The following is a 23,607-nucleotide window of genomic DNA, read 5'->3' on the forward strand; positions in this document are numbered from 1 at the left end:
AGCGAGACTCGCATGAACAAGCCAAGACTGGTGGTGGTGGGCAACGGCATGGCCGGCATCCGCACCGTGGAAGAACTGCTCAAGCTGATGCCGGGGATGTACGACATCACCGTGTTCGGCGCCGAGCCGCATCCGAACTACAACCGCATCCTGCTCTCGCCGGTGCTGGCCGGCGAGCAGCGGTTCGAGGAGATCGTGCTCAATCCGCTGGACTGGTACGCCGAGCACGGCATCCGCCTGCACGTGGGCAAGGAAGTGACCCGCATCGACCGGATCAGGCGCAAGGTGATCGCCGCCGACGGCACCGAGGCCGGCTACGACCGCCTGCTGCTGGCCACCGGCTCGCTGCCGATCGTGCTGCCGGTGCCGGGCAAGGAGCTGAAGGGCGTGATCGGCTACCGCGACATGCACGACACCCAGACCATGATCGACACCGCCACGCGCAAGCGCCACGCGGTGGTGATCGGCGGCGGCCTGCTCGGGCTGGAGGCGGCCAACGGGCTGAAGCAGCGCGGCATGCAGGTGACCGTGGTGCACCTGGCCGACTGGCTGCTGGAGCGCCAGCTCGACCCGGTCGCCGGGCAGCTGTTGCAGCGCTCGCTCGGCGAACGCGGCCTGGACTTCCGCCTCGGCACCTCCACCACCGAACTGGTCGGCAACGCCGATGGCGAAGTGGTCGCGGTGAAGTTCTCCGACGGCAGCGAGGTGCCGGCCGACCTGGTGGTGATGGCCGCCGGCATCCGCCCCAACATCGCGCTGGCGCAGGCCGCCGGCATCCACTGCACGCGCGGCATCGTGGTCAACGACACGCTGCAGACCTTCGATCCGCGGGTGTACGCGGTCGGCGAATGCGCCAGCCACCGCGGCATCGCCTACGGCCTGGTCGCGCCGCTGTTCGAGCAGGCCAAGATCTGCGCCAACCACCTGGCCGGGTTCGGCATCGGCATCTACCGCGGCTCGGTGGCCTCGACCAAGCTCAAGGTCACCGGCATCGACCTGTTCTCGGCCGGCGACTTCATGGGCGGGGAGGGCAGCGAGGAGATCGTGCTGTCCGACCCGGCCGGCGGCGTCTACAAGAAGCTGGTGCTGAAGGACGACAGGCTGGTCGGCGCCTGCCTGTACGGCGACACCAACGACGGCGCCTGGTATTTCCAGCTGCTCAAGGACGCCAGCCCGATCGGCGAGCGCCGCGAACGGCTGATGTTCGGCGAGAGCGCGCTCGGCGACGCCGGCACCGCCGGGCAGGACCGCGCCAGCACGATGCGCGACAGCGACGAGGTGTGCGGCTGCAACGGCGTGTGCAAGGGCGCCATCGTCAAGGCGATCAACGCGCAGGGCCTGTTCACCGTGGACGAGGTCAAGAAGCAGACCAAGGCGGCCAGTTCCTGCGGATCGTGCACCGGCTTGGTCGAGCAGATCCTGATGAACTGCCTGGGTTCCAACTTCCAGCCCACGCCCAAGACCAAGGCGGTGTGCGGCTGCACCGACCTCAGCCACGGCGAGGTGCGCCAGGCGATCCGCGAGGGCCGGCTGCTCACCCATGCCGCGGTGTACGCGCAACTGCAGTGGCGCAGCCCGAACGGCTGCGCGACGTGCCGCCCGGCGATCAACTACTACCTGCTGTCGACCTGGCCGCGCGAGGCGGTGGACGATCCGCAGTCGCGCTTCATCAACGAGCGCGCCCACGCCAACATCCAGAAGGACGGCACCTTCTCGGTGATCCCGCAGATGAAGGGCGGGGTGACCAACGCCTCGGAACTGCGCCGCATCGCCGACGTGGCCGACAAGTACGAAGTGCCGATGGTCAAGGTCACCGGCGGCCAGCGCATCGACCTGCTCGGGATCCGCAAGGAAGACCTGGTGAGCGTGTGGAAGGACCTGGGGATGAATTCCGGGCATGCCTACGGCAAGTCGATCCGCACGGTGAAGACCTGCGTGGGCAGCGAGTTCTGCCGCTTCGGCACGCAGAACAGCACGCAGATGGGCATCGACCTGGAGACCATGCTGGCCAACATGTGGAGCCCGCACAAGGTGAAGCTGGCGGTGTCCGGCTGCCCGCGCAACTGCGCCGAGTCCGGGATCAAGGACGTGGGCATCATCGCGGTGGAGTCCGGCTGGGAGCTGCACATCGGCGGCAACGGCGGCATGAAGACCGAGGTCGCCAAGTTCCTGGTCAAGGTCAAGAGCGCCGAGGAGGTGAAGGAGTACACCGGCGCGTTCCTGCAGCTGTACCGCGAGGAGGCCTACTACCTGGACCGCACCGTGCACTACATCGAGCGCGTGGGCATGGACTACATCCGCCAGCGCGTGGTCGAGGACGCGGCCAACCGCCGCGCCTTGTACGAGCGCCTGCTGTACGCGCTGGAAGGCCTGCCCGATCCGTGGGCCGAACGCATCGCCGGGGCCAGGCAGCGCGAATTCCAGCCGCTGCGCGTGGCCGCGCCGCTGGCGCTGGTGGAGGACTGAGCCATGCAGGCCGCGACCGATCTCATCGCCCCCGACAGCGGCGCGTCCGCCGCGAACGTGCAGCACTGGATCCGCATCTGCCGCCTCGACGACATTCCCGCGCTCGGCGCGCGCGTGCTGCAGATCGCCGGCGCCGACCCGATCGCGCTGTTCCGCACCGACGGCGACCGCGTGTTCGCGCTGGTCGATCGATGCCCGCACAAGGGCGGGCCGCTGTCGCAGGGCATCGTCGCCGGCGACAGCGTCACCTGCCCGCTGCACAACTGGAACATCGCCCTGGACAGCGGCCAGGCCTGCGCGCCGGACGTGGGCTGCGCGCGCCGCTTCCCGGTGCGGGTGGACGACGGCGAGGTATGGCTGTCGTTGCGGGGCGCCGCGTGATGGACGGCGCGCACGTGCCTGCAGCGAACGTGGCGGCGGGCAACGCGGCGCGGCGCACGCTGACCCGGTCCACCTGCTGCTACTGCGGCGTCGGCTGCGGCGTGCTGATCGAAACCGAGCACGCCGCCGACGGCGCCGCGCGCATCGTCGGCATCGACGGCGACCCCGAGCATCCGGCCAATTACGGCCGCCTGTGCAGCAAGGGCCGCACCTTGCCGGACACCGTGCGCAGCACGCACGGCCGCGCGCTGCAGCCGGAACTGCGCACGCACCGCGACGCGCCGCGGCGCGCGGTGGACTGGGCGGTGGCGCTGGACAGCGTGGCCGACCGCCTGGCCGGCATCGTCGAGCGGCATGGGCCGGACGCGGTGGCGTTCTACCTGTCCGGGCAGCTGCTGACCGAGGACTACTACGTCTTCAACAAGCTGGCCAAGGGCCTGCTCGGCACCAACAACATCGACACCAATTCGCGGCTGTGCATGTCCAGCGCGGTCGCCGGCTACAAGCTGGCGCTGGGCGCGGACGGCCCGCCGACCTGCTACGAGGACCTGGACCTGGCCAGGACCGTGCTGCTGGCCGGCAGCAACATGGCCTATGCGCATCCGGTGCTGTTCCGCCGGCTCGAGGAGGCGCGCGCGCGCGATCCGGACGTGCGCTGGATCGTGGTCGATCCGCGCCGCACCGACACCGCGGCGATGGCGGACCTGCACCTGCCGATCCAGCCCGGCACCGACGTGGCGCTGTTCAACGGCATGCTGCACCACCTGATCTGGGAAGACCGCATCGACCGCGCGTTCATCGCCGCGCACACGCAGGGCTTCGCCGAACTGCGGCAGACCTTGCGCGAATACACCCCGGCGATGGCGGCCGACCTCTGCGGCATCCCGGTCGCCGACCTGGTGCAGGCGGCGGAATGGTTCGGCCGCGAGGCGCCCGCGCTGTCGCTGTACTGCATGGGCCTGAACCAGTCCGCGCACGGCACCGACAAGAACCTGGCGCTGATCCACCTGCACCTGGCCACCGCGCAGATCGGCAAGCCCGGCGCCGGCCCGTTCTCGCTGACCGGGCAGCCGAACGCCATGGGCGGGCGCGAGGTCGGCGGCATGGCGACGATGCTGGCCGCGCATCGCGAGATCGACAACGCCGCCGACCGCGCCGAACTGGAACGGCTGTGGCAGCTGCCGGCCGAGCGGCTGTCGGCGCGTCCCGGGCTGCCGGCGGTGGCGCTGTTCGAGGCGCTGCGCAACGGCCGGGTCAAGGCGGTGTGGATTGCCTGCACCAATCCCGTGCACTCGATGCCGGACGTCGCGCAGGTGCGCGACGCGCTGCGCCAGGCCGAACTGGTGATCGTGCAGGACGCCTTCGTGCACACCGACACGGTGCCGTTCGCCGACGTGCTGTTGCCGGCGGCGAGCTGGGGCGAGAAGGACGGCACGGTGACCAATTCCGAGCGCCGCATCTCGCGCGTGCGCCAGGCGCTGCCGGCGCCGGGCGCGGCCAGGCCGGACTGGTGGATCGCCAACGAGGTGGCGCGGCGGCTGGAAGCGCGCCTGGACGCGCCGGCGGCCGGCTCGCGCTTCGGCTTCGCCGATCCCGCGGCGGTGTTCGCCGAGCATTGCGCGCTGAGCGTCGGCCGCGACCTGGACATCGGCGGGCTCGACCACGCGCGGCTGGACGCGCAGGGCCCGCAGCAATGGCCGCTGCCGGCCGGCGCCGCGCACGGCCAGGCGCGGCGCTACGCCGACGGCGTGTTCGCCACCGCCGATGGCCGCGCGCGCTTCCATCCCATGCCCTACAGGCCGGTCGCCGAGCCGACTTCGGCACGCTTTCCGCTGCGCCTGCTGACTGGGCGGCTGCGCGACCAGTGGCACGGCATGTCGCGCAGCGGCAGGGTGCCGGGGCTGTTCGCGCACAGCCCGCAGCCGGGCCTGCGCATGCACCCGCAGGACGCGGCGCGGCGCGGGCTGTCCGCCGGCGACCTGGTGCGCGTGACCAGCAAGCGCGGCAGCCTGGTGCTGCCGCTGGAACCGTGCGAGGAAATGCGCTCGGGCGACGTGTTCGCCGCGATGCACTGGAACGCGCAGTTCCTGGACAGCGGCGGCATCAACGAACTCAGCCTGGCGACGGTGGACGCGCGCTCGCAGCAACCCGAGCTCAAGCACGCCGCGGTGCGCGTGGAGAAGGCCGAGTTCGGCTGGCACCTGCTGCTGGCGCGGCGCGGCGACGCGCTGGCGCTGCAGGCCGTCGCGCAGCCATGGCTGCGCACCTTCGGCTACGCCGCGTTGAGCCTGCAGGCCGAGACCGGCGGGCAGGACCAGGCCTGGCTGGTGCTGCGTGCCGCCGCCGAGCAGGCGCCGGCCCCTGCGCAACTGGAGGCGCTGGCGGCGGCGCTGGCGCTGGCCGGCGGCGATGCCGACACCCTCGAATACCGCGACGCGCGCCGCGGCCTGCTCAAGCGCGTCGCCTGGCGCGGCGCCGCGCCGGCCAGCCATCTCGACGGCCTGCTGCTGGCCGGCGCGCAGCGCGATGCCGGCGGCGAAGCGCTGCTGGAGCGCGCGCTGAGCGGCGAGGTCTGGTACGGCGCGCGGCTGGCGGCGTTCGCCCAGGCCGGCGGCGCACGCGATCCGGTGGTGTGCCAATGCACCCAGGTGCGCGAATCGGCGATCCGCGCCGAAGCCGCGCGCGGCGCCGCCCCGGCCGAGATCCGCACCCGGCTGGGCTGCGGCAGCGTGTGCGGCTCGTGCATGCCGCAGGTGCTGCGGCTGTGCGCCACGGCCGCAAGCGCATGAGCGCGGTTGCGGCCTCTGCCGGCTTGGCGCAGTCCGCGACCAATGGTGCGTGCGTGGCCCGCGCGCTCGGCGGTAGGGGCGCAGTGGCGCGAACGCGCGTGCGGCTCGTCCATGCCACAGGTGCTCCCGTGGGTGCGAATCCTCCTGTTCTATTTCTTCTTCCTCTGCGGAGTCTTCGATGAGCGATGCGAGCATGTCCGGCCTGCGCCACGGCGGTGGCGAAGTGGTGCTGCTGTCGGCCGGTCCTGGCGACCTGGAGTTGCTGACGCTGAAGGCGGTCAAGGCGCTGGCCGCGGCGCAGGTGCTGCTGCTCGACGACCTGGTCAACCCGGACATCGTGCAGTTCGCGCCGCAGGCGCGGGTGATCCGGGTCGGCAAGCGCGGCGGCTGCCGCTCCACGCCGCAGGACTTCATCTGCCGGCTGATGCGGCGCTATGCGCTGCAGGGCGCACAGGTGGTGCGCGCCAAGGGCGGCGAGGCCCTGCTGTTCGGCCGCGCCGGCGAGGAGATCGCGTTCCTGCGCGCTTCCGGCGTGGCGGTGCGCATCGTCAACGGCGTCAGCGCCGGGTTCGCCGCCGCGGCCGGGCTGGGCCTGTCGCTGACCCATCGCGACCACTGCCATGGCATCACCTTCGTCACCGCGCACACCCAGGACCATGGCGAGCCGGACTGGGCGGCACTGTGCGCCACCGGCACCACGCTGGCGATCTACATGGGCATGGGCCGCATCGCGGCGCTCGGCGCCGCCCTGCTGCGGCACCTGCCCGGCGATACCCCGGCCGCGGTAGTGCAATCGGCGAGCCTGCCGCAGCAGGCGCAGCTGCTGACCACGCTCCAGCGGCTGGCCGTCGATGCCGAAGGCCTCGGCATGGGCGCCCCGGGAGTGATCCTGATCGGCGGCGCGGTGGGCGAGGCGCGGGTGCAGGCGCAGGTCGCGCAGTTGCAGGCGATGCAAGCGACGGCATGATCCCTTGTGGGAGCGGCTTCGGTCGCGACGGGCCTTGCCGGTAGAGCCCGTCGCGACTGAAGTCGCTCCTACAGAGTCCCGCGGCTTGAACGGCATGGCGAAGAGACGCCCTCCCTTGTAGGAGCGGCTTCAGCCGCGACGAGCGAAGCCGGGTAACTTGGTGTCACATAACGTGTCCGACCGATGACGCGCGGCGTACATATAGGCCGCCATGCCGCCGCCATGACGCAAACGACGCAGGCGACTGCATGGTCCCTGTGGGAGCGACTTCAGTCGCGACAGGCTCTACCGGTAGGGCCCGTCGCGACTGAAGTCGCTCCTACAGGATTCCGCGGCTTGAACGGCATGGCGAAGAGACGCGCTCCCTTGTAGGAGCGGCTTCAGCCGCGACGAGCGGAGCCGACAGCGTCTCGGCGCCGGACAACGTGCCAAGTCGATGCGGCGAGGCCATGGGGTATCCGAAAGCGGATAAATCCAAGGCTTCGGATGCAGTCGGGGCCCAAGCCCCTCTCTGCAGTGCAACTGCGCCCGCCGCGCCCGCTGCCGCCGAAGCGGCTCGAACCCCGTGCTCCAGCCGAGGCTCGAAGAGCGCGGCGGCGCGCGATGCCTCCGGCGCGCTGCCGCCATCGCGAGTCCGGCGCGGAACCGTCGATTGGTTGCGCGTCCGGCGCGCTTATGCCCCCGCTCGCCCTTCTGCCGGCGCCTGGACCATTTCAGGCCGCCGGCGTCGGCGACGGCGCCGCGTTCTGGTGCTGGGCGGCGGCGACCTTGCCGTCGCGTTCGGCGGCCAGCAGGGTCAGCGAGCGGCCGATGCCGTGCCATTGCGAGCCGCCGGGCAGGCCGTGCTCGTGGTCGCGTTCGGCGGTGTCGATCAGCACGCGCCAGTGTTCGCCCTCGACCAGGGGCAGGGTGAAGGTCACGTCCTCGGCGGCGCCGTTGACGATCATCAGCAAGGTCACGTTCGACGCCGCCTGACGCAGGCCGCTGGCCGGCGCCCTGCCGTCCAGGCGCATCATCATCGCCCGCGCGTGCGGGTCGTGCCACGACGCCTCGGTCATCTCCTCGCCGTCCGGCGCCAGCCAGCTGACGTCCTTGATGCCCAGCTCCTCGTCGTAGACGCCGTCGAAGAAGCGCGCGCGATGCAGCAGCGGATAGTGCGCGCGCAGGTGGGTCAGGCGCGCCACGAACGCGGTCAGCCGCTGCGCGCGCTCGTCGTCGTCCCAGTTCAGCCAGGTCAGTTCGTTGTCCTGGCAGTAGGTGTTGTTGTTGCCGCCCTTGCTGCGCCCGAATTCGTCGCCGGCCAGCAGCATCGGCGTGCCCTGCGACAGCAGCAGCGTGGCCAGGATGTTGCGCATCTGCCGCTGGCGCAGCGCGTTGATCTGCTCGTCGTCGGTCTCGCCCTCCACGCCGTAGTTGGCCGAGATGTTGTTGTCCGAGCCGTCGCGGTTGTCCTCGCCGTTGGCCTCGTTGTGCTTGTGCTCGTAGCTGACCAGGTCGTGCAGGGTGAAGCCGTCGTGGGCGGTGACGAAGTTGACCGAGGCGGTGGGGCGGCGGCCGCGATGGTTGAACAGGTCGGCCGAGCCGGTCAGGCGCGTGGCCAGTTCGGCCAGCTGGCCTTCGTCGCCGCGCCAGAACGCGCGCACGGTGTCGCGGAACTTGTCGTTCCATTCCGACCAGCCCGGCGGGAAGCCGCCGACCTGGTAGCCGCCCGGGCCCACGTCCCACGGCTCGGCGATCAGCTTGACCTGGCTCAGCAACGGGTCCTGGCGGCAGGCGTCGAGGAAGCCGCCCTTGGGATCGAAGCCGTGGTGCTCGCGGCCGAGGATGGTCGCCAGGTCGAAGCGGAACCCGTCCACGTGCATTTCCGACACCCAGTAGCGCAGCGAGTCGTTGACCATGCGCAGCGCGCCGGCGTTGGTCAGGTCGAAGGTGTTGCCGGTGCCGGTGTCGTTGATGTAGAAGCGGCGGTCCTGCGCCAGGCGGTAGTAGCTGGCGTTGTCGATGCCCTTGAACGACAACGTCGGCCCCAGCTCGTTGCCTTCGGCGGTGTGGTTGTAGACCACGTCCAGGATCACCTCCAGCCCGGCATGGTGCAGCCGCGCCACCATCTGCTTGAACTCGGCGACCGTGCGCGTGGCCATGTAGCGCGGCTGCGGCGCGAAGAAGCCGATGGTGTTGTAGCCCCAGTAGTTGCGCAGGCCCTGCTTGAGCAGGTATTCGTCGTCGACGAAGGCGTGCACCGGCAGCAGTTCCACCGCGGTCATGCCGAGCCGCTTGATGTGCTCCACCACGTCGTCGACCTTGAGCCCGGAGAAGGTACCGCGCCAGGCTTCGGGCACCGACGGGTGGCGCATGGTGGTGCCGCGCACGTGGGTCTCGTAGATCACGGTGCGGTCCCACGGCGTCTGCAGGCGCTGGTCCTTGCCCCAGGTGAAGGCCGGATCGATCACCGCGCACTTGGGCATGTAGGCGGCGCTGTCGCGGCGGTCGAAGCTCAGGTCCGCGTCCTTGTGGCCGATGGTGTAGCCGAACAGCGCCGGCGCCCATTTCAGTTCGCCGACCAGCTGCTTGGCGTAGGGATCGAGCAGCAGCTTGTTGGGATTGAAGCGGTGCCCGGCGTCGGGCGCGTACGGGCCGTACACGCGGTAGCCGTACAGCTGGCCGGGGCGCGCGTCGGGCAGGTAGCCGTGCCAGATCTCGTCGGTGTATTCGGGCAGGACGATGCGCTCGACCTCGCGCCCGCGCTCGTCGAACAGGCACAGCTCCACCTTGGTGGCGTTGCTCGAGTACAGCGCGAAATTGACGCCCAGGCCGTCCCAGGTGGCGCCCAGCGGATACGAGCGGCCCTCGCGGATGCGGGAGCGGCGGGCGAGCTTGCGGAGGGGCATGCGGAGATCCTTACGACGTGGCGGGGCCGTTGCCGGCCGGAGAAAGCGGTTGGTCCTGCGGGGCGGCGTGGGCTTCGGCGTCGACCAGGCGTTCGGCCATCGCCCAGTGGCGGGCGGCGCGGCCGTCGGGCCGGCCCTCGGCCTCCCAGATTTCGTGTGCGAGTTGTTCGATGCGGCGCTTGCGTGTTTCTGCGTCCATGGCGGTCTTGTCAGGGGAAGGTGGCCAGTACGGCGACCGGGAAGTCGGCGAGCAGCTCGGACACCGGCATCGCCGCCGAGGCCGCGAGCGTGCGCCCGCCCAACACATGCCGGTACTGTGCCGTGGGCAGCGTCAGCAAGGTGTTATGCCAGTCCAGCGGGGCGCGCAGCGGCGCGGCCGGATCCAGCGCCTGCCGCGCCGCGGTCAGGCGCGGCACCACCACCGCCAGGGTCTGGCCCTCGTGTTCGCGCAGGAAGCCGAGCACGTGCTCGGCCTGCGGGCCGTGCGCGGACAGCGGGCGATAGCGGCCGTGCGCGAACAGCGCCGGATGCGCGGCGCGCAGCTGCAGCAGCTGCGCGCTCAGCCAGGCCTTGACGTGGCCGCTGTGCCAGTCGCGCAGCAGCTGCGCCGGTGCGGTGGTGTCGCGCAGCCAGGCCTGGCGCTGCGCGTAGTCCACCGGGCGGCGGTTGTCCGGATCGACCAGCGACAGGTCCCAGCCTTCGCTGCCCTGGTACAGGTCCGGCACGCCGGGCACGGTCAGGCGCAGCGTGGTCTGCACCAGGCTGTTGAGCGCGCCGGCCGGCGCCAGCGCCGCCGCGGCCTGCGCCAGCGCCTGGCGCAACGGCGCGCCGGCCGGCGCCAGCAGCGCCGCGTCCAGCAGCGCGCGCGCGCCGGTTTCGTAGGCCTCGTCCGGCCAGGTCCAGTGGGTGCGCAGCTTGGCCTCGCGGGCGGCCTTCAGCTGCCACGCGGCGATGCGCTCGGCGTAGTCGCGCAACCCGTCGGCATCGTCGGCGGCCAGCTCCAGCGGCCAGGCCGCGACCAGCATCTGCCACAGCATCAGCACGTCGCCGGGCAGCGGCGCGACGCTGGCGTCCGGCAGCAGGTCGGCGGCCAGGGCCTGGAAGCGCGCGACCTGCGCGTCCCACCACGGCGCCTGCGCGCTGAGCACCGCCAGGCGCATGCGCACGTCTTCGCCGCGCTTGTGGTCGTGGGTGGCGGTGGCCAGCAGCGTGCGCGGGTGGCGCTGCGCGCGCGCGGCGTTGGCGGCGTGGAACGCGTCCGGCGCCAGCGCGAACACGTCCGGGTCGCTGCCGACCTCGTTGCGCGACAGCAGCACGCCATGGCGGTAGAACGCGGTGTCCTCGACCGACTTGGCGTTCAGCGGCGCCGACAGCTGCTCGATGCGCCGGCGCACGATGCGCCGCAGCGCCACCTGCGCCTTGCCGGTGCCGCGGCCGTCGCGGCTCCAGCGCTCGATCGCGTCGATCGCCGCGCACACCCGCGGCTCGGCGCCGGCGCGCGCGCGCTGCGCGGCCTGCGCCAGGCGCGACGCATCGCCTTCGTCCAGGCCGTCGGGGCCGGCGTAGGTGCGGTACACCTCGAACTGCCGCAGCAGCGCCATCAGCCCGCGGGCCAGCATCTGCGGGCTGAACTCGCGGGTGGCCGGGTCCAGGTGCGCGGCGGCGGCCAGCGCCTGCACGGTACGCACGAACTCGGTCTGCAGCGAGCCCTGCAGGATCTCGTCGCGCGCGGCGCGCTGTTCCTGGCCGAAATCGCCGCTGCGGCCGGTCTCGCGGCGCCACAGTGCGGTCAACGGCGCGGCGCCGGCCGGATCGTGCAGCACGCCGGCGACCTGGTCCATGAACTCGTAGCCGGTGGTGCCGTCGCACGGCCAATCGGCGCGCAGGGTTTCCTGCGGCGCCAGGATCTTCTCGATGTACAGCGCCACGCCGCCGGCGCCGATGCCGCGGCGGCGCCCGGCGCGGTCCAGCTGCGCGCGCAGCCGCTGCACGTAGCCGGTGGGGTCGGCCAGGCCGTCGACGTGGTCCACGCGCACGCCGTCCAGATGGCCCTCGGCGACCAGCCGCAGCGGCAGCTCGTGCACCGCGGCGAACACCTCGTTCTGCTCCACGCGCAGCGCGGCTAGCGAGGTGATGTCGAAGAAGCGCCGGTAGTTCAGCATGTCGTTGCCGACCCGCCACCACGCCAGGCGGTAGCACTGGCGCTCGATCAGCCGGTGCAGGGTGTCGTCGCCCAGCCGCGCGGCATCGTTGAGCCGCGCCGCCCAGGCCTGGCGCGTGGCGGGCGGGTCCTGCGCGACGGGGCCTTCCAGGCGGATCGGGAAACGCTGGTCGTGGTGCTCCAGCTGCACCTCGCCGTGTTCGTCGACCCGCAGCTGCAGCGCGCCTTCGCTCAGCGCCTGCGCGTACGGTCGGTCTAGCACCGGCAGCCACAGCTTGCCGTCGCGGCCGGGGGCGCGCCAGTCGATGTCGAACCAGCCGGCGTGGCGGCTCTGCCGGCCGTGCTTGAGCACGTCCCACCACCACGGATTGGCCGCGTGCGCGGCCATGTGGTTGGGCACAATGTCCAGGATCAGGCCCATGCCGTGCGCGCGCACGCGTTCGGACAGCTGCAGCAGCGCTGGCTCGCCGCCGAGTTCGGGATTGACCTGGCGCGGATCGGTGACGTCGTAGCCATGGGTGGAGCCGGGCACCGCGGTGCCGATCGGCGACAGGTACAGGTGGCTGATGCCCAGGTCGGCGTAGTAGGGCACCTGCGCGGCGGCGTCGAGCAGGGTGAAGCCGGCATGCAGTTGCAGGCGGGCGGTGGCGCGCAGCGGGATCAAGCTCATTGGTCGGTTCCTTGCGCGGCGGAGGCGGCGCGGCGGGCCTGCGCGAACGCGTCCAGGCGGGTGTCGAGCGGGGTGTCGGCGGCGGCCGCGTCCGGTGCCGGCACGCGCCGGCGCCAGTTCGGATGGCCGTCGACGGTGCCCGGCAGATTCGGTTGCTGGTCCAGGCCCAGCGCGTCCTCGGCCGGCAGCAGCGCCAGCGGCGAGGGCGTGGCGGCGACGAAGCGCAGCGCGCCCAGTTCCGGATCCTGCGCCTGCCCCCGCGCCAGCGCGGCGGCGACCGCGCCGTCCATGCTGGCCACGTCGGCGGCGCGGGCCAGGTGGTCGGCGCGCTGCTGCGCGGCGTCGGACAGCTGCAGGCGCCGGCGCCAGTCGATGTCCTCGCCGCGGCGCCAGCCGCGCAGGGTCGGCAGGTCGTGGGTGGTGGTGGTGGCGATCGCATCGCCGCGCCAGCGCGCCGGCGGCAGGAACGCGCCCTTGGCGTCGCGGGTGAACAGCAGCACGTCGATGCCCATGACCCCGCGCTGCGACAGTTCGGCGCGGATGCCGTCCGGCACCACGCCCAGGTCCTCGCCGATCACGATCGCGCGGTGCCGCCACGATTCCAGCGCCAGCAGCCGCAGCAGGTCGTGCAACGGATAGCGCAGGTACACGCCGTCGGCGGAACTGGCGCCGCGCGGGATCGTCCACAGCCGCAGCAGGCCGAGGATGTGGTCGATGCGCACGCCGCCGCGGTCGCGCAGCACCGCGCGCAACAACTCGATGAACGGCGCATAGCCGCTGGCGCGCAGGCCGGTCGGCGAGTAGCCGCCGATGCCCCAGGCCTGGCCGTCGCCGTTGAACGCATCCGGCGGCGCGCCCAGTTCCAGCCCGGCCAGCACCGCCTGCGGCCAGGCCGCGGCTTCGGCGCCGCCCGGATCGAAGCCCACCGCCAGGTCGGCGATCAGGCCGATGCCCATGCCGGCCTCGCGCGCCTGTGCCTGCACGCCGGCCCAGCTGCGCGCGGCCAGCCATTGCGCGAAGCGGTGCAGGGCCGGGTCGGCGTCGCCGAAATCGCGCGCGGCGAATGCGGCGTAGTCGCGCAAGGCGGCGCCGCGTTCGTGCTCGAATGCGGCGAAATCCGCCTGCAGGGCGGCGTCGGCCTGGGCGAAGTCGGCATGCAGCTGGCGCAGCCACTGCCACTTCGCCGCGGCCGAAGCCGGCCAGTCGATCAGCGCACGCGCCTGCGCGTCGGCGAAGGCCTGCTCCAGCCCGGCCGCCTGCAGCGCGCGCTGCGCCGCGGCGGCGCCGAGCACGCGCGCCGGCGCGGCCTGCAGCGGGTCCAGGAAGCGGCGGTCGCCGGGCGAGTACGGGCTGTAGTGGGTGCCGACCGGCCGCGCCGCGTGCACCGGGCTCAGCGCGATCGCGTCGCCGCCGGCCGCGGCGATGCGATCGGCCCAGGCGGCCACGCCGTCCGCGTCGCCGATGCCGGCGTCGCGCGGGCCTTGCGCCGAGTACACCTGCAGCGACAGGCCCCAGCGCCGTGGCGCATCGTCGCCGACCGCATCGGCCACGCCGTAGCAACGCGCCGGCGCCAGCGCCAGGGTGGTGTGGCGGTCGCCGTGCTGCAGGGTCCAGTAGCCGTGGGTGTCGAGCGCGGCCACGCGGCCCTGCGCATCGAAGCGGCCGTCGCGCTGGCTGCCGTCTTCGTGCGCGAGCCGGTACGCCGCGCCGGGGGTGCCGCCGACTTCGATCGGCGCGCCGAGGTCGGCGGTCAGCAGCGGTGCGGCGGTGGCGGTGGCCTGCAGCCGGCGCAGGCTGTCGCGGCAGGCGGCGTCGTCGCGCGCGTCCAGGCCGAGCGCGCCGAGCACGCTGCGCAGCGTGTCCGCGCCGACCGTGCGCGGCGTGTCGGAGGCGTCGATCCAGTCGACCAGCAGGCCGGCGGCGGAGGCCAGGGTGTGCAGGGGAGTATCGGTCATGGGCAAGTCGGGCCGCGGCAGGGGGAAGGAGGACGCGCCGCCGCTGCGGCCGCGCACGCGAAGGCGTGCGCGGTGTTCGGCGACGAACGGGACGGCCAGCTTGCCGGGGGCGCCGTCGCGATGGCGTCGCGACAGCGTGTGGCTACGGTGTGGAACCGGGCCGGTAGCGCGCGATGAACGCGTTGGGCGGCAGTTGCGCCGGGTCGTCGCCGGCGTTCTCTCCATGCACGGTGGTGCCGGGCAGGTCCAGCGCCACCGGCGCCTCGCCGAAGTTCGCGGCCACGTGCCATTCCCCATCGCCCAGGTTCCAGCCCGCGGCCACCGCCTTCGGCCCCAGCGTGCGTGCGCCCAGCGCGCGCGCCTGTGGCAGCGTGGGCACGAGGCGCCGTTGGCGCAGCGCCATCAGCGCCGCGAACCAGTCGCGCCAGCGCGCGCCCTCGCCGTGGGTGGCGTCGTTGATGTCGGCGATGGACGCTTCGAACGTGCTCGGCGCGTTCGGGTCGGGAATGGTCGCGCGCTGCTGCGGATCGGCGAACGCGGCGAAATGCGCGAACTCGCGGCGCCGGCCTTCGCGCACCGCTTCGTCCAGCGGCGGCGCGAAGTCGGTGAAGAACAGGAACGGGGTGCGGCTGCCCCACGGTTCGCCCATGAAGAACAGCGGGATCATCGGGGTCAGCGCGGTCAGCGCCAGCGCCGCGCGCAGCGCCGGTTCGCTCACCTGGGTGATGAGCCGGTCGCCGCGTGCGCGGTTGCCGATCTGGTCGTGGTTCTGCGCGAAGATCACGAACTTGTGCGGCGGCAGCTGCGCGCTCGGTTCGCCGCGCGCATGCCCGCGGTGGTCGGCCTGGCCCTGGTAGGCGAAGCCTTCGCCCAGTACCCGCGCCAGGTGCTGCGCCGGCGCGTCGGCGAAGCCGGCGTAGTAGCCCTCGTGCTCGCCGGTCAGCAGCACGTGCAGGCTGTTGTGGAAGTCGTCGTCCCACTGCGCGCTGTAGCCGCGCTCCAGCACGCCGGCCTGGTTGGCCTCGTTCTCCAGCACCAGGTGCACGTGGCGCCCGTCAGGCACGCTGGCCATGATCGCCTCGCGCAAGGTGTCCAGGAAGGCGTTGGGCACGATCGCGTGCACCGCGTCCAGGCGCAGGCCGTCGAAGCGGTATTCGTGCAGCCACATCAGCGCGTTGTCGATGAAGTAGCGCTGCACCGGCGCCAGCCGGAAGTCGATCGCCGCGCCCCACGGGGTCGGCGCGTCCTCGCGGAAGAACGGCGAGGCGTACTGGCCGATGTAGTTGCCGTCCGGGCCGAAGTGGTTGTAGACCACGTCCAGGAACACGCTCAGGCCCAGCCCGTGCGCCTCGTCGATCAGCGCCTTGAGTTCGTCGGGATGGCCGTAGGCGGCGGCCGGCGCGTACGGCAGCACGCCGTCGTAGCCCCAGTTGTGGCGGCCGGGGAAGGCGGCCAGCGGCATCAGCTCGATCGCGGTGACGCCGAGCGCGGCCAGCGTCTGCAACTGCGCGCGCAGCCCGGCGTAGCCGCCGCAGGCGCCCACGTGCAGTTCGTAGAACACCGTTTCCGCCCACGGCCGGCCGCGCCAGGCGTCGTGCTTCCAGCGGTAGCCGTCGCTGGCCAGCACCGCGCTGGCGCCGTGCACGCCGTCGGGCTGCCAGCGCGAAGCGGGATCGGGCACCGGCTCGCCGCCGTCGATCGCGTAGCGGTAGCGGGTGCCGGCGGCGCAGGGGAGGGTGGCGGCGAAATAGCCGTCCCCCGCAGCGGCCAGCGGACGCCGGCTGCCGTCGTCGAACACCAGTTCCACGCCGGTGGCGTCCGGCGCCCACAGCGCGAAGGCGACCTCGCCGTCGGCGGTGGGCCAGGCGCCCTGGCGCAGCGCGGCGTGCGGCGTCGTTGTCGCGGCGCCGGTCGGTGGTGCGTTCGTTGCGATGTTCACGTCAGTGCTCCGCTTGCAACCAGAGGGTGGACAGCGGCGGCAGGGTCAGCGCCAGCGATTGCGCATGCCCGTGCATCGGCTGCGCCACGGTGCGCAGGGCGCCGCCGTTGCCCTGATTGGAGCCGCCGTAGTGGCCGCTGTCGGTATTGAGGAGTTCGCGCCACTGCCCGCTGCGCGGCACGCCGAGGCAGTAGCCGTGATGCACGGTCGGGGTGAAGTTGCTCACCGCCAGCAGCGGCGGCGCGCCGCCGTCGCGGTCGTGGCGCACGAAGGCGAACACGCTGTTGCGGTGGTCGTCGGCCACGCTCCATTCGAAGCCGTCGGGCGCGCGGTCGCTGCGGTACAGCGCCGGCAGCGCGCGCAGCTGGCGGTTGAGGTCGCCGACCAGCCGCGCCACGCCGCGATGCTCCGGGCGCTGCGCCTGCGCCCAGTCCAGCGCGCGGTCGTGGTCCCATTCCTGCCACTGCCCGAACTCGCCGCCCATGAACAGCAGCTTGCGCCCCGGGTGCGCCCACATGAAGGCCAGGTAGGCGCGCAGGTTGGCGAAGCGCTGCCAGGCGTCGCCGGGCATCTTCGCCAGCAGCGAGCCCTTGCCCGGCGCCACCTCGTCGTGCGACAGCGGCAGCACGAAGTGCTCGGAGAACGCGTACACCAGGCCGAAGGTCATCTCGCTGTGGTGGTGCTGGCGGTGGATCGGGTCGCGCCGCATGTAGCTCAGCGTGTCGTGCATCCAGCCCATGTTCCACTTGTGGCTGAAGCCCAGCCCGCCCTGCTCCGGCGGCGCGGTCACGCCCGGCCAGGAAGTGGATTCCTCGGCCATCACCCGCACCCCGGGGAAGCGCTGCGCGATCTCGGCGTTGAGCCGGCGCAGGAACGCGACCGCCTCCAGGTTCTCGCGCCCGCCTGCGGCGTTGGGCACCCATTCGCCCTCGTTGCGGCCGTAGTCGCGGTACAGCATCGAGGCCACCGCATCCACGCGCAGGCCATCGACGTGGAAGCGCTCGATCCATTCCAGCGCGCTGCCGATCAGGTAGGCGACCACTTCGGCACGGCCGTAGTTGTAGATCAGGGTGTTCCACTCGCGGTGCACGCCTTCGCGCGGATCGGCGTGTTCGTACAGCGCGGTGCCGTCGAAGCGCTGCAGGCCGTGCGCGTCGTCGGGGAAGTGCGCGCCGACCCAGTCCAGGATCACCCCGATCCCGGCCTGGTGGCAGGCATCGACGAAGCGCGCGAAGCCGTCCGCGTCGCCATGCCGCGCGGTCGGCGCGTACAGGCCCAGCGGCTGGTAGCCCCAGGAGCCGCCGAACGGATACTCGGCGATCGGCAGCAGCTCGATATGGGTGAAGCCCAGTTCCTGCACGTACGGGATCAACTGCGCGGCCAGCGCGTCCCATTGCAGCGGCTGGCCGTGCGCGTCGTGGCGCCAGGAGCCGGCGTGCAGTTCGTAGATGCTCATCGGCTGCGCGGCGCCGGCGCGCGCCTGGCGCTGCGCCAGCCAGTCCGCATCGTGCCAGGCGACGGCGCCGGCACTGGGCACCACCGAGGCGGTGTCCGGGGCGCGCGTGCTGTGCCGCGCGACCGGGTCGGCCTTGCGCGGCAGCGCGGTGCCGTCGGCGGCGAGGATCTCGTACTGGTAGTGCTCGCCGCCACGCAGCCCGGGCACGAACAGTTCCCATACGCCGGCCTCGCGATGCAGGCGCATCGGATGGCGGCGGCCGTCCCAGCCGTTGAAGTCGCCGACCAGCGCGACCCGGCGCGCATGCGGCGCCCACACCGCGAAGCGCACCCCGTCCACCGCGCCGAGGCGGGCGTGGTGCGCGCCCAACGCGGTGCGCAGCGCGGCGCCGTCGCCATCGGCCATGCCGCGCAGCCAGGCCGGGTCCAGCACCGGGCCGAACGCATAGGGGTCGTCGCTTTCCTGGACCGCGTCCGGCCACACGATGCGCAGCCGGTACGGCACCGCCGTCTTCAGTTCGCCTTCGAAGAGGCCTTCGGCCTCGGGGTGGGCGCGCATCCGCGCCACCAGCTTGCCGGCGGCGTCGAGCAGGCCCACCGCGTCGGCGCCCGGCACCAGCGCGCGCACCCGCACCGTGCCATCGGCGGCGGCATGCGGACCCAGCCAGGCGAACGCATCCACCGCCTCGCCGCGCGCCAGCGCCTGCAGCGCCAGCCGTTCGTGCTCGTCGTCCGCCGCTTCCAGCGGCGCGTCCCACACCGGCGTCGCGTCCGGCGACCGCTCCCGTTCGCTCATGCCACCGCCGACGCCGGGGCCGCGGTGCGGTCGTACAGGGCCATGTACTTGCGCCCGGCCAGGTCCCAGCCGCTGGGCCGCAGCATCGCCGCGCGGCGCATCGCCTGCAGCAGGCGCGGCAGGCGGAAGGTGCGGAACACCCGCTGCAGGCAGCGGCGCAGGCCGTCGGCGGACGGGTCCTCGAACAGGAACCCGGTCACGCCGTCGTCCACGGTGTCGATCAGGCCGCCGGTGGCGTGCGCGATCGGCAGGCTGCCGAAGCGCTGCGCGTACATCTGGCTCAGCCCGCACGGCTCGAAGCGCGACGGCATCAGCAGGAAGTCCGAGCCGGCGAACATGCGCCGCGCCAGGCGTTCCTCGAAGCCGATGTGGGCGCCGACCTGGCCGGGGAAGCGCCGCGCCAGCGCCGCCACCGCCTTCTCGATCTGCGGCTCGCCGCCGCCGATCACCACGATCTGGCCGCCGGCGGCGACGATCTGCGGCGCCACCTCGCAGATCAGGTCCAGGCCCTTCTGGTGCACCAGCCGCGACACCACCGCGAACAGCGGCCCGTCGCTGTCGATCAGGCCGAACGCGCGGCGCACGTGGGCGGCGTTCTCGCGCTTGCCCTGGAACTGGTCGATGCCGAAATGGGCGTGCAGGTGGTCGTCGGTGCGCGGGTCCCAGCTGGCGTCGATGCCGTTGACGATGCCGCTGAGGCGGCCGCTGGCGGCATGCCGGGCCAGCAGCGATTCCAGGCCGCAGCCCTGCGCCGGGCCGGTGATCTGCGCGGCGTAGCTGACGCTGACCGTGTTGACGTGGTCGGCGTGGACGATGCCGGCGCGCAGGAACGACATCTGCCCGTAGAACTCCAGGTCCTGCAGGCCCTCGGTGGGGATGCCCAGGGCGCCGGCCATCGCGTACGGGAACAGGCCCTGGTAGGCCAGGTTGTGGATGGTCAGCAGGCACGGCGTGCGCCCGCCGGACCAGCGCACGTAGGCGGCGGCCAGCGCACACGGCCAGTCGTTGAGGTGCAGCAGGTCCGGGTTCCAGTCCAGCCCGGCCTGGCCGCCGGCGATCTGCGCGGCCGCGTACGACAGCGTGGCGAAGCGCAGCGCGTTGTCTTCCCAGTCGCGGCCTTCGCTGGACACGTACGGCGAGCCCTGGCGCTCGAACAGTTGCGGGCACAGCAGCACGTACACGCACAGGCCGTCGGGGCGTTCGGCGCGGCCCAGCGCGCAGGCCGGCATGCCGGCGTGCGCGGCGATGTGGCCGACGATCTCCAGCGGGCCGGTCTTGCGCAGCACCGCCGGGTAGCCCGGGATCAGCACGCGGATGTCGCAGCTGCCGCGCAGCGCGCGCGGCAGCGCCGCGGCCACGTCGCCGAGCCCGCCGGCCTTGATGAAGTCGGCCATTTCCGAGGTCACGAACAGGCTGGCGCGACGCGGCGCGGGCTGCAGCTTGACGGTGACCTCGGCGGCGCGGATGAAGCGGCCGCGCGCATCGCGATGGCGGCGCCGGGGGGCGCGCAGGACCGGATGGGTATCGCGTTGTCTATCGGGCAAATCGGCGAGCGTAGGGGGCGACATGGCAGTTCCGTCGAAGAGGGGGAGACGGGGACACGGAAAGCAACTGCCGCCGCATGCCCACAACAGGCGCGCGGCGTAAAACCAAAGATGGAAGAGGTACAGCGGACAAGCGGGTCAGCGCTTCTTCAGCAATGTACGAACGCGGCGATAAAAGGGGCGTGAAGTGCGCGTGTTGTCTACGCTACAGATGGGCTGCTGCCGCATAGTGAATCGGCCGCATCGCAGGCGGTCCCACGCAGCAGGCTCGCATGAATCGTTTAGCTTCGTTTTCCGCATCGCCGCCGGCCGCGCCGGCCGGCGTGAACCTGCGGGTTGTGGGGTCTTCATCCGGCCTGTGCTGCAATGCCGGCATGACCCAACCCGACCAACGGATGCGCCGCGAACTGGATGGCTTCGTACTGGACGCGATCCTCGCCGCAGGCCCGGACGGGGTGCTGGTGCCGCAGATCCGGATCTCGGGCGACGACGGCGCCGTACTCGGCCGGCATGCGTTCGACGGGGTCTACTTCGGCGACGTCCGCGCCGGCGAGCATTTCGTCGCCGAACGCCTGGCGGCGATCCGTTCGGCGCGGTACGGAAAGCTGGTGTTCGGCTGACCCATGCCGCGCGCCCGCGCCAGCGGCATCCGCTAGTGGGTGGGCTGCAGGCGCTGCAATGCCGCCAACAGGCCGGAATGGCTGTAGGGCTTGGACAGGAAGCCGGTATGGGTGGGCAGCGTCGCGGTCTCGGGGTTCTTCATGCCGGAGGTGAGCAGGGCGGGGATGGTCACCGCGCGCCGGCGCAGTTCGCGCACCATGGTCACGCCGTCGCAGCCGGGCATCTGCACGTCGCTGAAGATCAGGTCCACGTCCGGATGCTGCTCGAGCAACACCAGCGCCTCGTTGGCGGTCCCGGCCGACAGCACCCGATAGCCATCGGCATCGAGCATCATTGCCGCCAATTCCCGGATCGTCTGGTCGTCCTCCACCAAAAGAATCGTGGTGAGGGCGCAAGTCCCGCGCATAATGCTGGTGCCATCGGCTTCGTTGCCCGCAGCTTCGCCATTGAGCGGTGAAGCGCTGGTGACGCCACGGTGATGCCGATATGCTCGACCACCTAATCGCGAGACGTCGCTTGCCCACTCACGCCCGCTATCGACAGATCGTCGAACTCTCGCACGATTGCATCAAGGAGATCGGCCGCGACGGCGTGGTGCGCTCGATCAACGCGCACGGCCTGGTCCTGCTGGGCGCGGCGGAACCCAAGCGCATCGTCGGCCGCGAATGGGTGGCGCTGTGGCCGCAGGACATGCGCCCGCTCGCCGAAACCGCGCTGGCCGCGGCGCTGCGCAACGAACAGTACGAATTCTGGGCGCAGCGCCCGACCCTGGACGGGCGCCCGCGCTGGTGGCACGTGCTGGCCAGCCCGCTGACCAATGCCGACGCCGAAGTGGAAAGCGTGCTGGTGATCAGCCGCGACGTCACCGAGCATCGCCAGATCGAGGAAGCCCTGCGCACCCTCGGCGACCTGCCGCAGGCCCGCGCCGTGCCGCCGCTGGCGGCCAGCGAAACGCTCGGGCGGCAGCAGCTGCAGGCCGAGCACACCCAGCTGCGCGGGCAGCTGGACATCGCCCTGGCCGCGCAGCGCGTCGCCGAGCGGGCGATGACCCAGGCGCAGAAGGGCGAGGCGATCGGGCAGATGCTCGCCGGCATCGTCCACGACTTCAACAACATGCTGCAGACCGCGATGACCTCGGTGAGCATGGTCGCCGAGCATCCGCAGCGCCTGCAGCCGGACCAGCGCAAGCTGCTCGGCATCGCCAGCGAGGCGCTGCAGCACGGCGCGCGGATGACCCGGCGCCTGCTCGGCTTCGCCCGCGCGCACCCGGTCAAGCCGGAATGGCTGGACCTGTGCGAGGTGGTGGTGACCATGCAGCCGCTGCTGGCGCAGGCGCTGGGCGGGGAAATGAAATTGCAGCTGGCCACCACCGACGGCGGCGCCACCACCTATGCCGACCGCGGCTCGGTCGAGCAGGCGGTGATGAACCTGGCGCTGAACGCGCGCGATGCCTGCCGGCCGGGCGACCTGGTGTCGATCCGCTGCGGCACCCTGCAGGTGCCGCCGTCGCCGGAAGCGGCGGCGATGCGCCAGCCGGGCCGCTACGTGACCCTGTCGGTCAGCGACCAGGGCGAGGGCATGTCCGAGGAGACCAAGTCGCGGCTGTTCGAGGCCTATTTCACCACCAAGCCCGAGGGCAAGGGCACCGGCCTGGGCCTGGCCCAGGTCTACGGCCTGGTGCGCCAGGCCGGCGGCTTCGTCGATGTGGATTCGGCGCTGGGCCATGGCACCACCATCACCCTGGCGTTCCCCTACGTCGCCGAAGCGCCGCCCGGCGAAGGCGACAGCGCAGCGCACTAGGCCTCCAGCGCGGATCAGCGTGCCGGCAACCGTTCGCTCAGGCTGACCGCGAACGCCTCGTGCAACAGCCGCAACGCGCGCTGCTGGCGCGCCGCGCCGAACGTGGCGCAGCACGAGGGCGGCACCTGCACCTGGAAATCGCGCATCCGCGCATCGATCGCGGTGGCCAGCACGCAGGCGTCGGTGGCCACGCCGGTGATCAGCAGGCGCTCGGCCTGCAACCGCGACAGCAGCACCTGCAGCGCCGAATCCAGGAACGCCGAATGCTTCGGCTTGAGCACGTAGTAGTCCTGCGGCTGCGGCGCCAGCAGCCTGGCGATCCGCGCGCCGCGCTGCGCCGGGTCGGCGCACAGCGTCCACAGGCCTTCGAAATCGGTCTGCCAGTCGGCGAAGTTGTCGTTGGCGAACAGTACCGGCCAGCCGCGGCGATGGAAGCGTGCGCGCAGCTGCGCGATGCGCCCGGCCACCGGCAGCGCCGCCTTGGCCAGGCGCGCGCCGTCGGGGAAATCGAAACGGCTGACCATGTCCACGATCAGCAGCGCCGGCCGGCTCACGAGGGGTGCCCGCGTGCGTCGCGCAGGCGCCGCCGTTTCAGCGTCTGCAGCAGCTGCCCGGCCACGGCGGTCAGCAGCACCAGCGTGTTGGTGGCTACGAACACGTAGTTGCGCAGCGCCAGGCTGTAGACGATGAACAGCACCGAGGCGCTGATCTGGCCGACGAACAGCCAGGCCGACACCGCCTGCACGTCGGGCGCGCGCCATTGCTTGTGGATCTGCCGCAGCAGCGTCGCCACCAGGATCAGCGTCGCCGCCCAGCCGACCAGGTCCAGCGGCTTCATCGGGCGCTCCGTCGCGGTCGCCAAGTGCCGCACGGCAGGCGCAGTGCCTGCGCCGATGCAGCGATGCGGGCGGTGCGTGGCGCGGCCGCCGGATGGAGGGTCGGCATCGCGGGATGGAACGGTTGGCGCATGTGCGCTGCCTCGTGTACTGACCGCCTCCATGTTCTCCGCGCGCGGTGAAACGCGGGTGAGCGCCACGCAATGGCTGAACGGACCGCGGCCCGCGGCGCGGTCGCGCGCTCGGCGATCTTCGCGAAAGCTTACTATTTAAGGTTTACAGTGGCGGCCGTATTTTGCCCGCCGACAGGAGAGAACGTGGGGACCAGTGGCAATCACA

At 72.1% G+C, this 23,607-nt stretch carries 16 protein-coding genes; 6 read left to right on the forward strand and 10 right to left on the reverse strand.

The window, feature by feature from the left end:
- Nucleotides 1-48: 48 nt before the first annotated feature.
- The 4 genes from nirB (at nt 49) to cobA (ending at nt 6,603) form a co-directional block, all read left to right on the forward strand.
- Entirely contained in the window at nt 49-2,466 is a 2,418-nt protein-coding gene (gene nirB, locus OCJ37_RS03290) for a nitrite reductase large subunit NirB (protein ID WP_263113564.1), read from the forward strand.
- Between the two features lie 3 nt (nt 2,467-2,469).
- Nucleotides 2,470-2,847, forward strand: coding sequence for a nitrite reductase small subunit NirD (nirD, locus tag OCJ37_RS03295; RefSeq protein WP_263112282.1), 378 nt, complete (start codon nt 2,470-2,472; stop codon nt 2,845-2,847).
- Nucleotides 2,847-5,636, forward strand: a complete 2,790-nt coding sequence (locus OCJ37_RS03300; protein WP_263113565.1) for a molybdopterin oxidoreductase family protein — start codon at nt 2,847-2,849, stop codon at nt 5,634-5,636. The genes nirD and OCJ37_RS03300 overlap by 1 nt, the downstream gene beginning before the upstream one ends.
- 223 nt (nt 5,637-5,859) lie before the next feature.
- Nucleotides 5,860-6,603: a uroporphyrinogen-III C-methyltransferase gene (cobA, locus tag OCJ37_RS03305; protein ID WP_263113566.1), complete on the forward strand. Its 744-nt coding sequence runs from the start codon at nt 5,860-5,862 to the stop codon at nt 6,601-6,603.
- Nucleotides 6,604-7,316: 713 nt separating this feature from the next.
- Here the strand turns inward: cobA and glgX are convergent.
- The 7 genes from glgX to glgA form a co-directional block, all read right to left on the reverse strand.
- On the reverse strand, nt 7,317-9,491 hold the full coding sequence (gene glgX, locus OCJ37_RS03310; RefSeq protein ID WP_263112283.1) for a glycogen debranching protein GlgX: 2,175 nt from the start codon (nt 9,489-9,491) through the stop codon (nt 7,317-7,319).
- Between the two features lie 10 nt (nt 9,492-9,501).
- Nucleotides 9,502-9,690 (reverse strand): DUF2934 domain-containing protein, encoded by a 189-nt coding sequence (locus OCJ37_RS03315; RefSeq protein WP_263112284.1) that lies wholly within the window; start codon nt 9,688-9,690, stop codon nt 9,502-9,504.
- A gap of 10 nt (nt 9,691-9,700) precedes the next feature.
- Complete coding sequence (gene treY / locus OCJ37_RS03320; protein ID WP_263113567.1) at nt 9,701-12,316, reverse strand: malto-oligosyltrehalose synthase; 2,616 nt, start codon at nt 12,314-12,316, stop codon at nt 9,701-9,703.
- Between the two features lie 2 nt (nt 12,317-12,318).
- The gene (gene malQ / locus OCJ37_RS03325) at nt 12,319-14,277 is read right to left on the reverse strand and encodes a 4-alpha-glucanotransferase (protein ID WP_263112285.1); all 1,959 of its coding nucleotides are present in this window, start codon (nt 14,275-14,277) and stop codon (nt 12,319-12,321) included.
- A gap of 142 nt (nt 14,278-14,419) precedes the next feature.
- Nucleotides 14,420-16,156, reverse strand: a complete 1,737-nt coding sequence (gene treZ / locus OCJ37_RS03330; RefSeq protein WP_263113568.1) for a malto-oligosyltrehalose trehalohydrolase — start codon at nt 16,154-16,156, stop codon at nt 14,420-14,422.
- A 61-nt stretch (nt 16,157-16,217) separates the two neighbouring features.
- Nucleotides 16,218-18,467, reverse strand: a complete 2,250-nt coding sequence (locus OCJ37_RS03335; RefSeq protein WP_263112286.1) for a 1,4-alpha-glucan branching enzyme — start codon at nt 18,465-18,467, stop codon at nt 16,218-16,220.
- Nucleotides 18,464-20,035, reverse strand: coding sequence for a glycogen synthase GlgA (gene glgA / locus OCJ37_RS03340; RefSeq protein ID WP_263112287.1), 1,572 nt, complete (start codon nt 20,033-20,035; stop codon nt 18,464-18,466). Before glgA ends, OCJ37_RS03335 begins: the two co-directional genes overlap by 4 nt.
- A 350-nt stretch (nt 20,036-20,385) precedes the next feature.
- On the opposite strand from glgA, the gene OCJ37_RS03345 reads away from it, so the two are divergent.
- On the forward strand, nt 20,386-20,631 hold the full coding sequence (locus OCJ37_RS03345; RefSeq protein WP_263112288.1) for a hypothetical protein: 246 nt from the start codon (nt 20,386-20,388) through the stop codon (nt 20,629-20,631).
- 32 nt (nt 20,632-20,663) lie between these two features.
- On the opposite strand, the gene OCJ37_RS03350 is transcribed toward OCJ37_RS03345, so the two are convergent.
- A complete protein-coding gene (locus OCJ37_RS03350; RefSeq protein ID WP_263112289.1) occupies nt 20,664-20,963 on the reverse strand; it encodes a response regulator in 300 nt (99 codons plus the stop codon).
- A gap of 185 nt (nt 20,964-21,148) precedes the next feature.
- Here OCJ37_RS03350 and OCJ37_RS03355 point away from each other — a divergent pair, with 185 nt between their 5' ends.
- Nucleotides 21,149-22,432, forward strand: a complete 1,284-nt coding sequence (locus OCJ37_RS03355) for a two-component system sensor histidine kinase NtrB (RefSeq protein WP_263112290.1) — start codon at nt 21,149-21,151, stop codon at nt 22,430-22,432.
- A gap of 14 nt (nt 22,433-22,446) precedes the next feature.
- Here the strand turns inward: OCJ37_RS03355 and OCJ37_RS03360 are convergent, their stop codons facing one another.
- Both OCJ37_RS03360 and OCJ37_RS03365 read right to left on the reverse strand, forming a co-directional pair.
- The gene (locus tag OCJ37_RS03360; protein WP_263112291.1) at nt 22,447-22,986 is read right to left on the reverse strand and encodes a cysteine hydrolase family protein; all 540 of its coding nucleotides are present in this window, start codon (nt 22,984-22,986) and stop codon (nt 22,447-22,449) included.
- Complete coding sequence (locus tag OCJ37_RS03365) at nt 22,983-23,270, reverse strand: hypothetical protein (RefSeq protein ID WP_263112292.1); 288 nt, start codon at nt 23,268-23,270, stop codon at nt 22,983-22,985. The genes OCJ37_RS03360 and OCJ37_RS03365 overlap by 4 nt, the downstream gene beginning before the upstream one ends.
- Nucleotides 23,271-23,607 lie beyond the last annotated feature (337 nt).

It is taken from the genome of Xanthomonas sp. AM6 (assembly GCF_025665335.1).
GTDB lineage: Bacteria > Pseudomonadota > Gammaproteobacteria > Xanthomonadales > Xanthomonadaceae > Xanthomonas_A.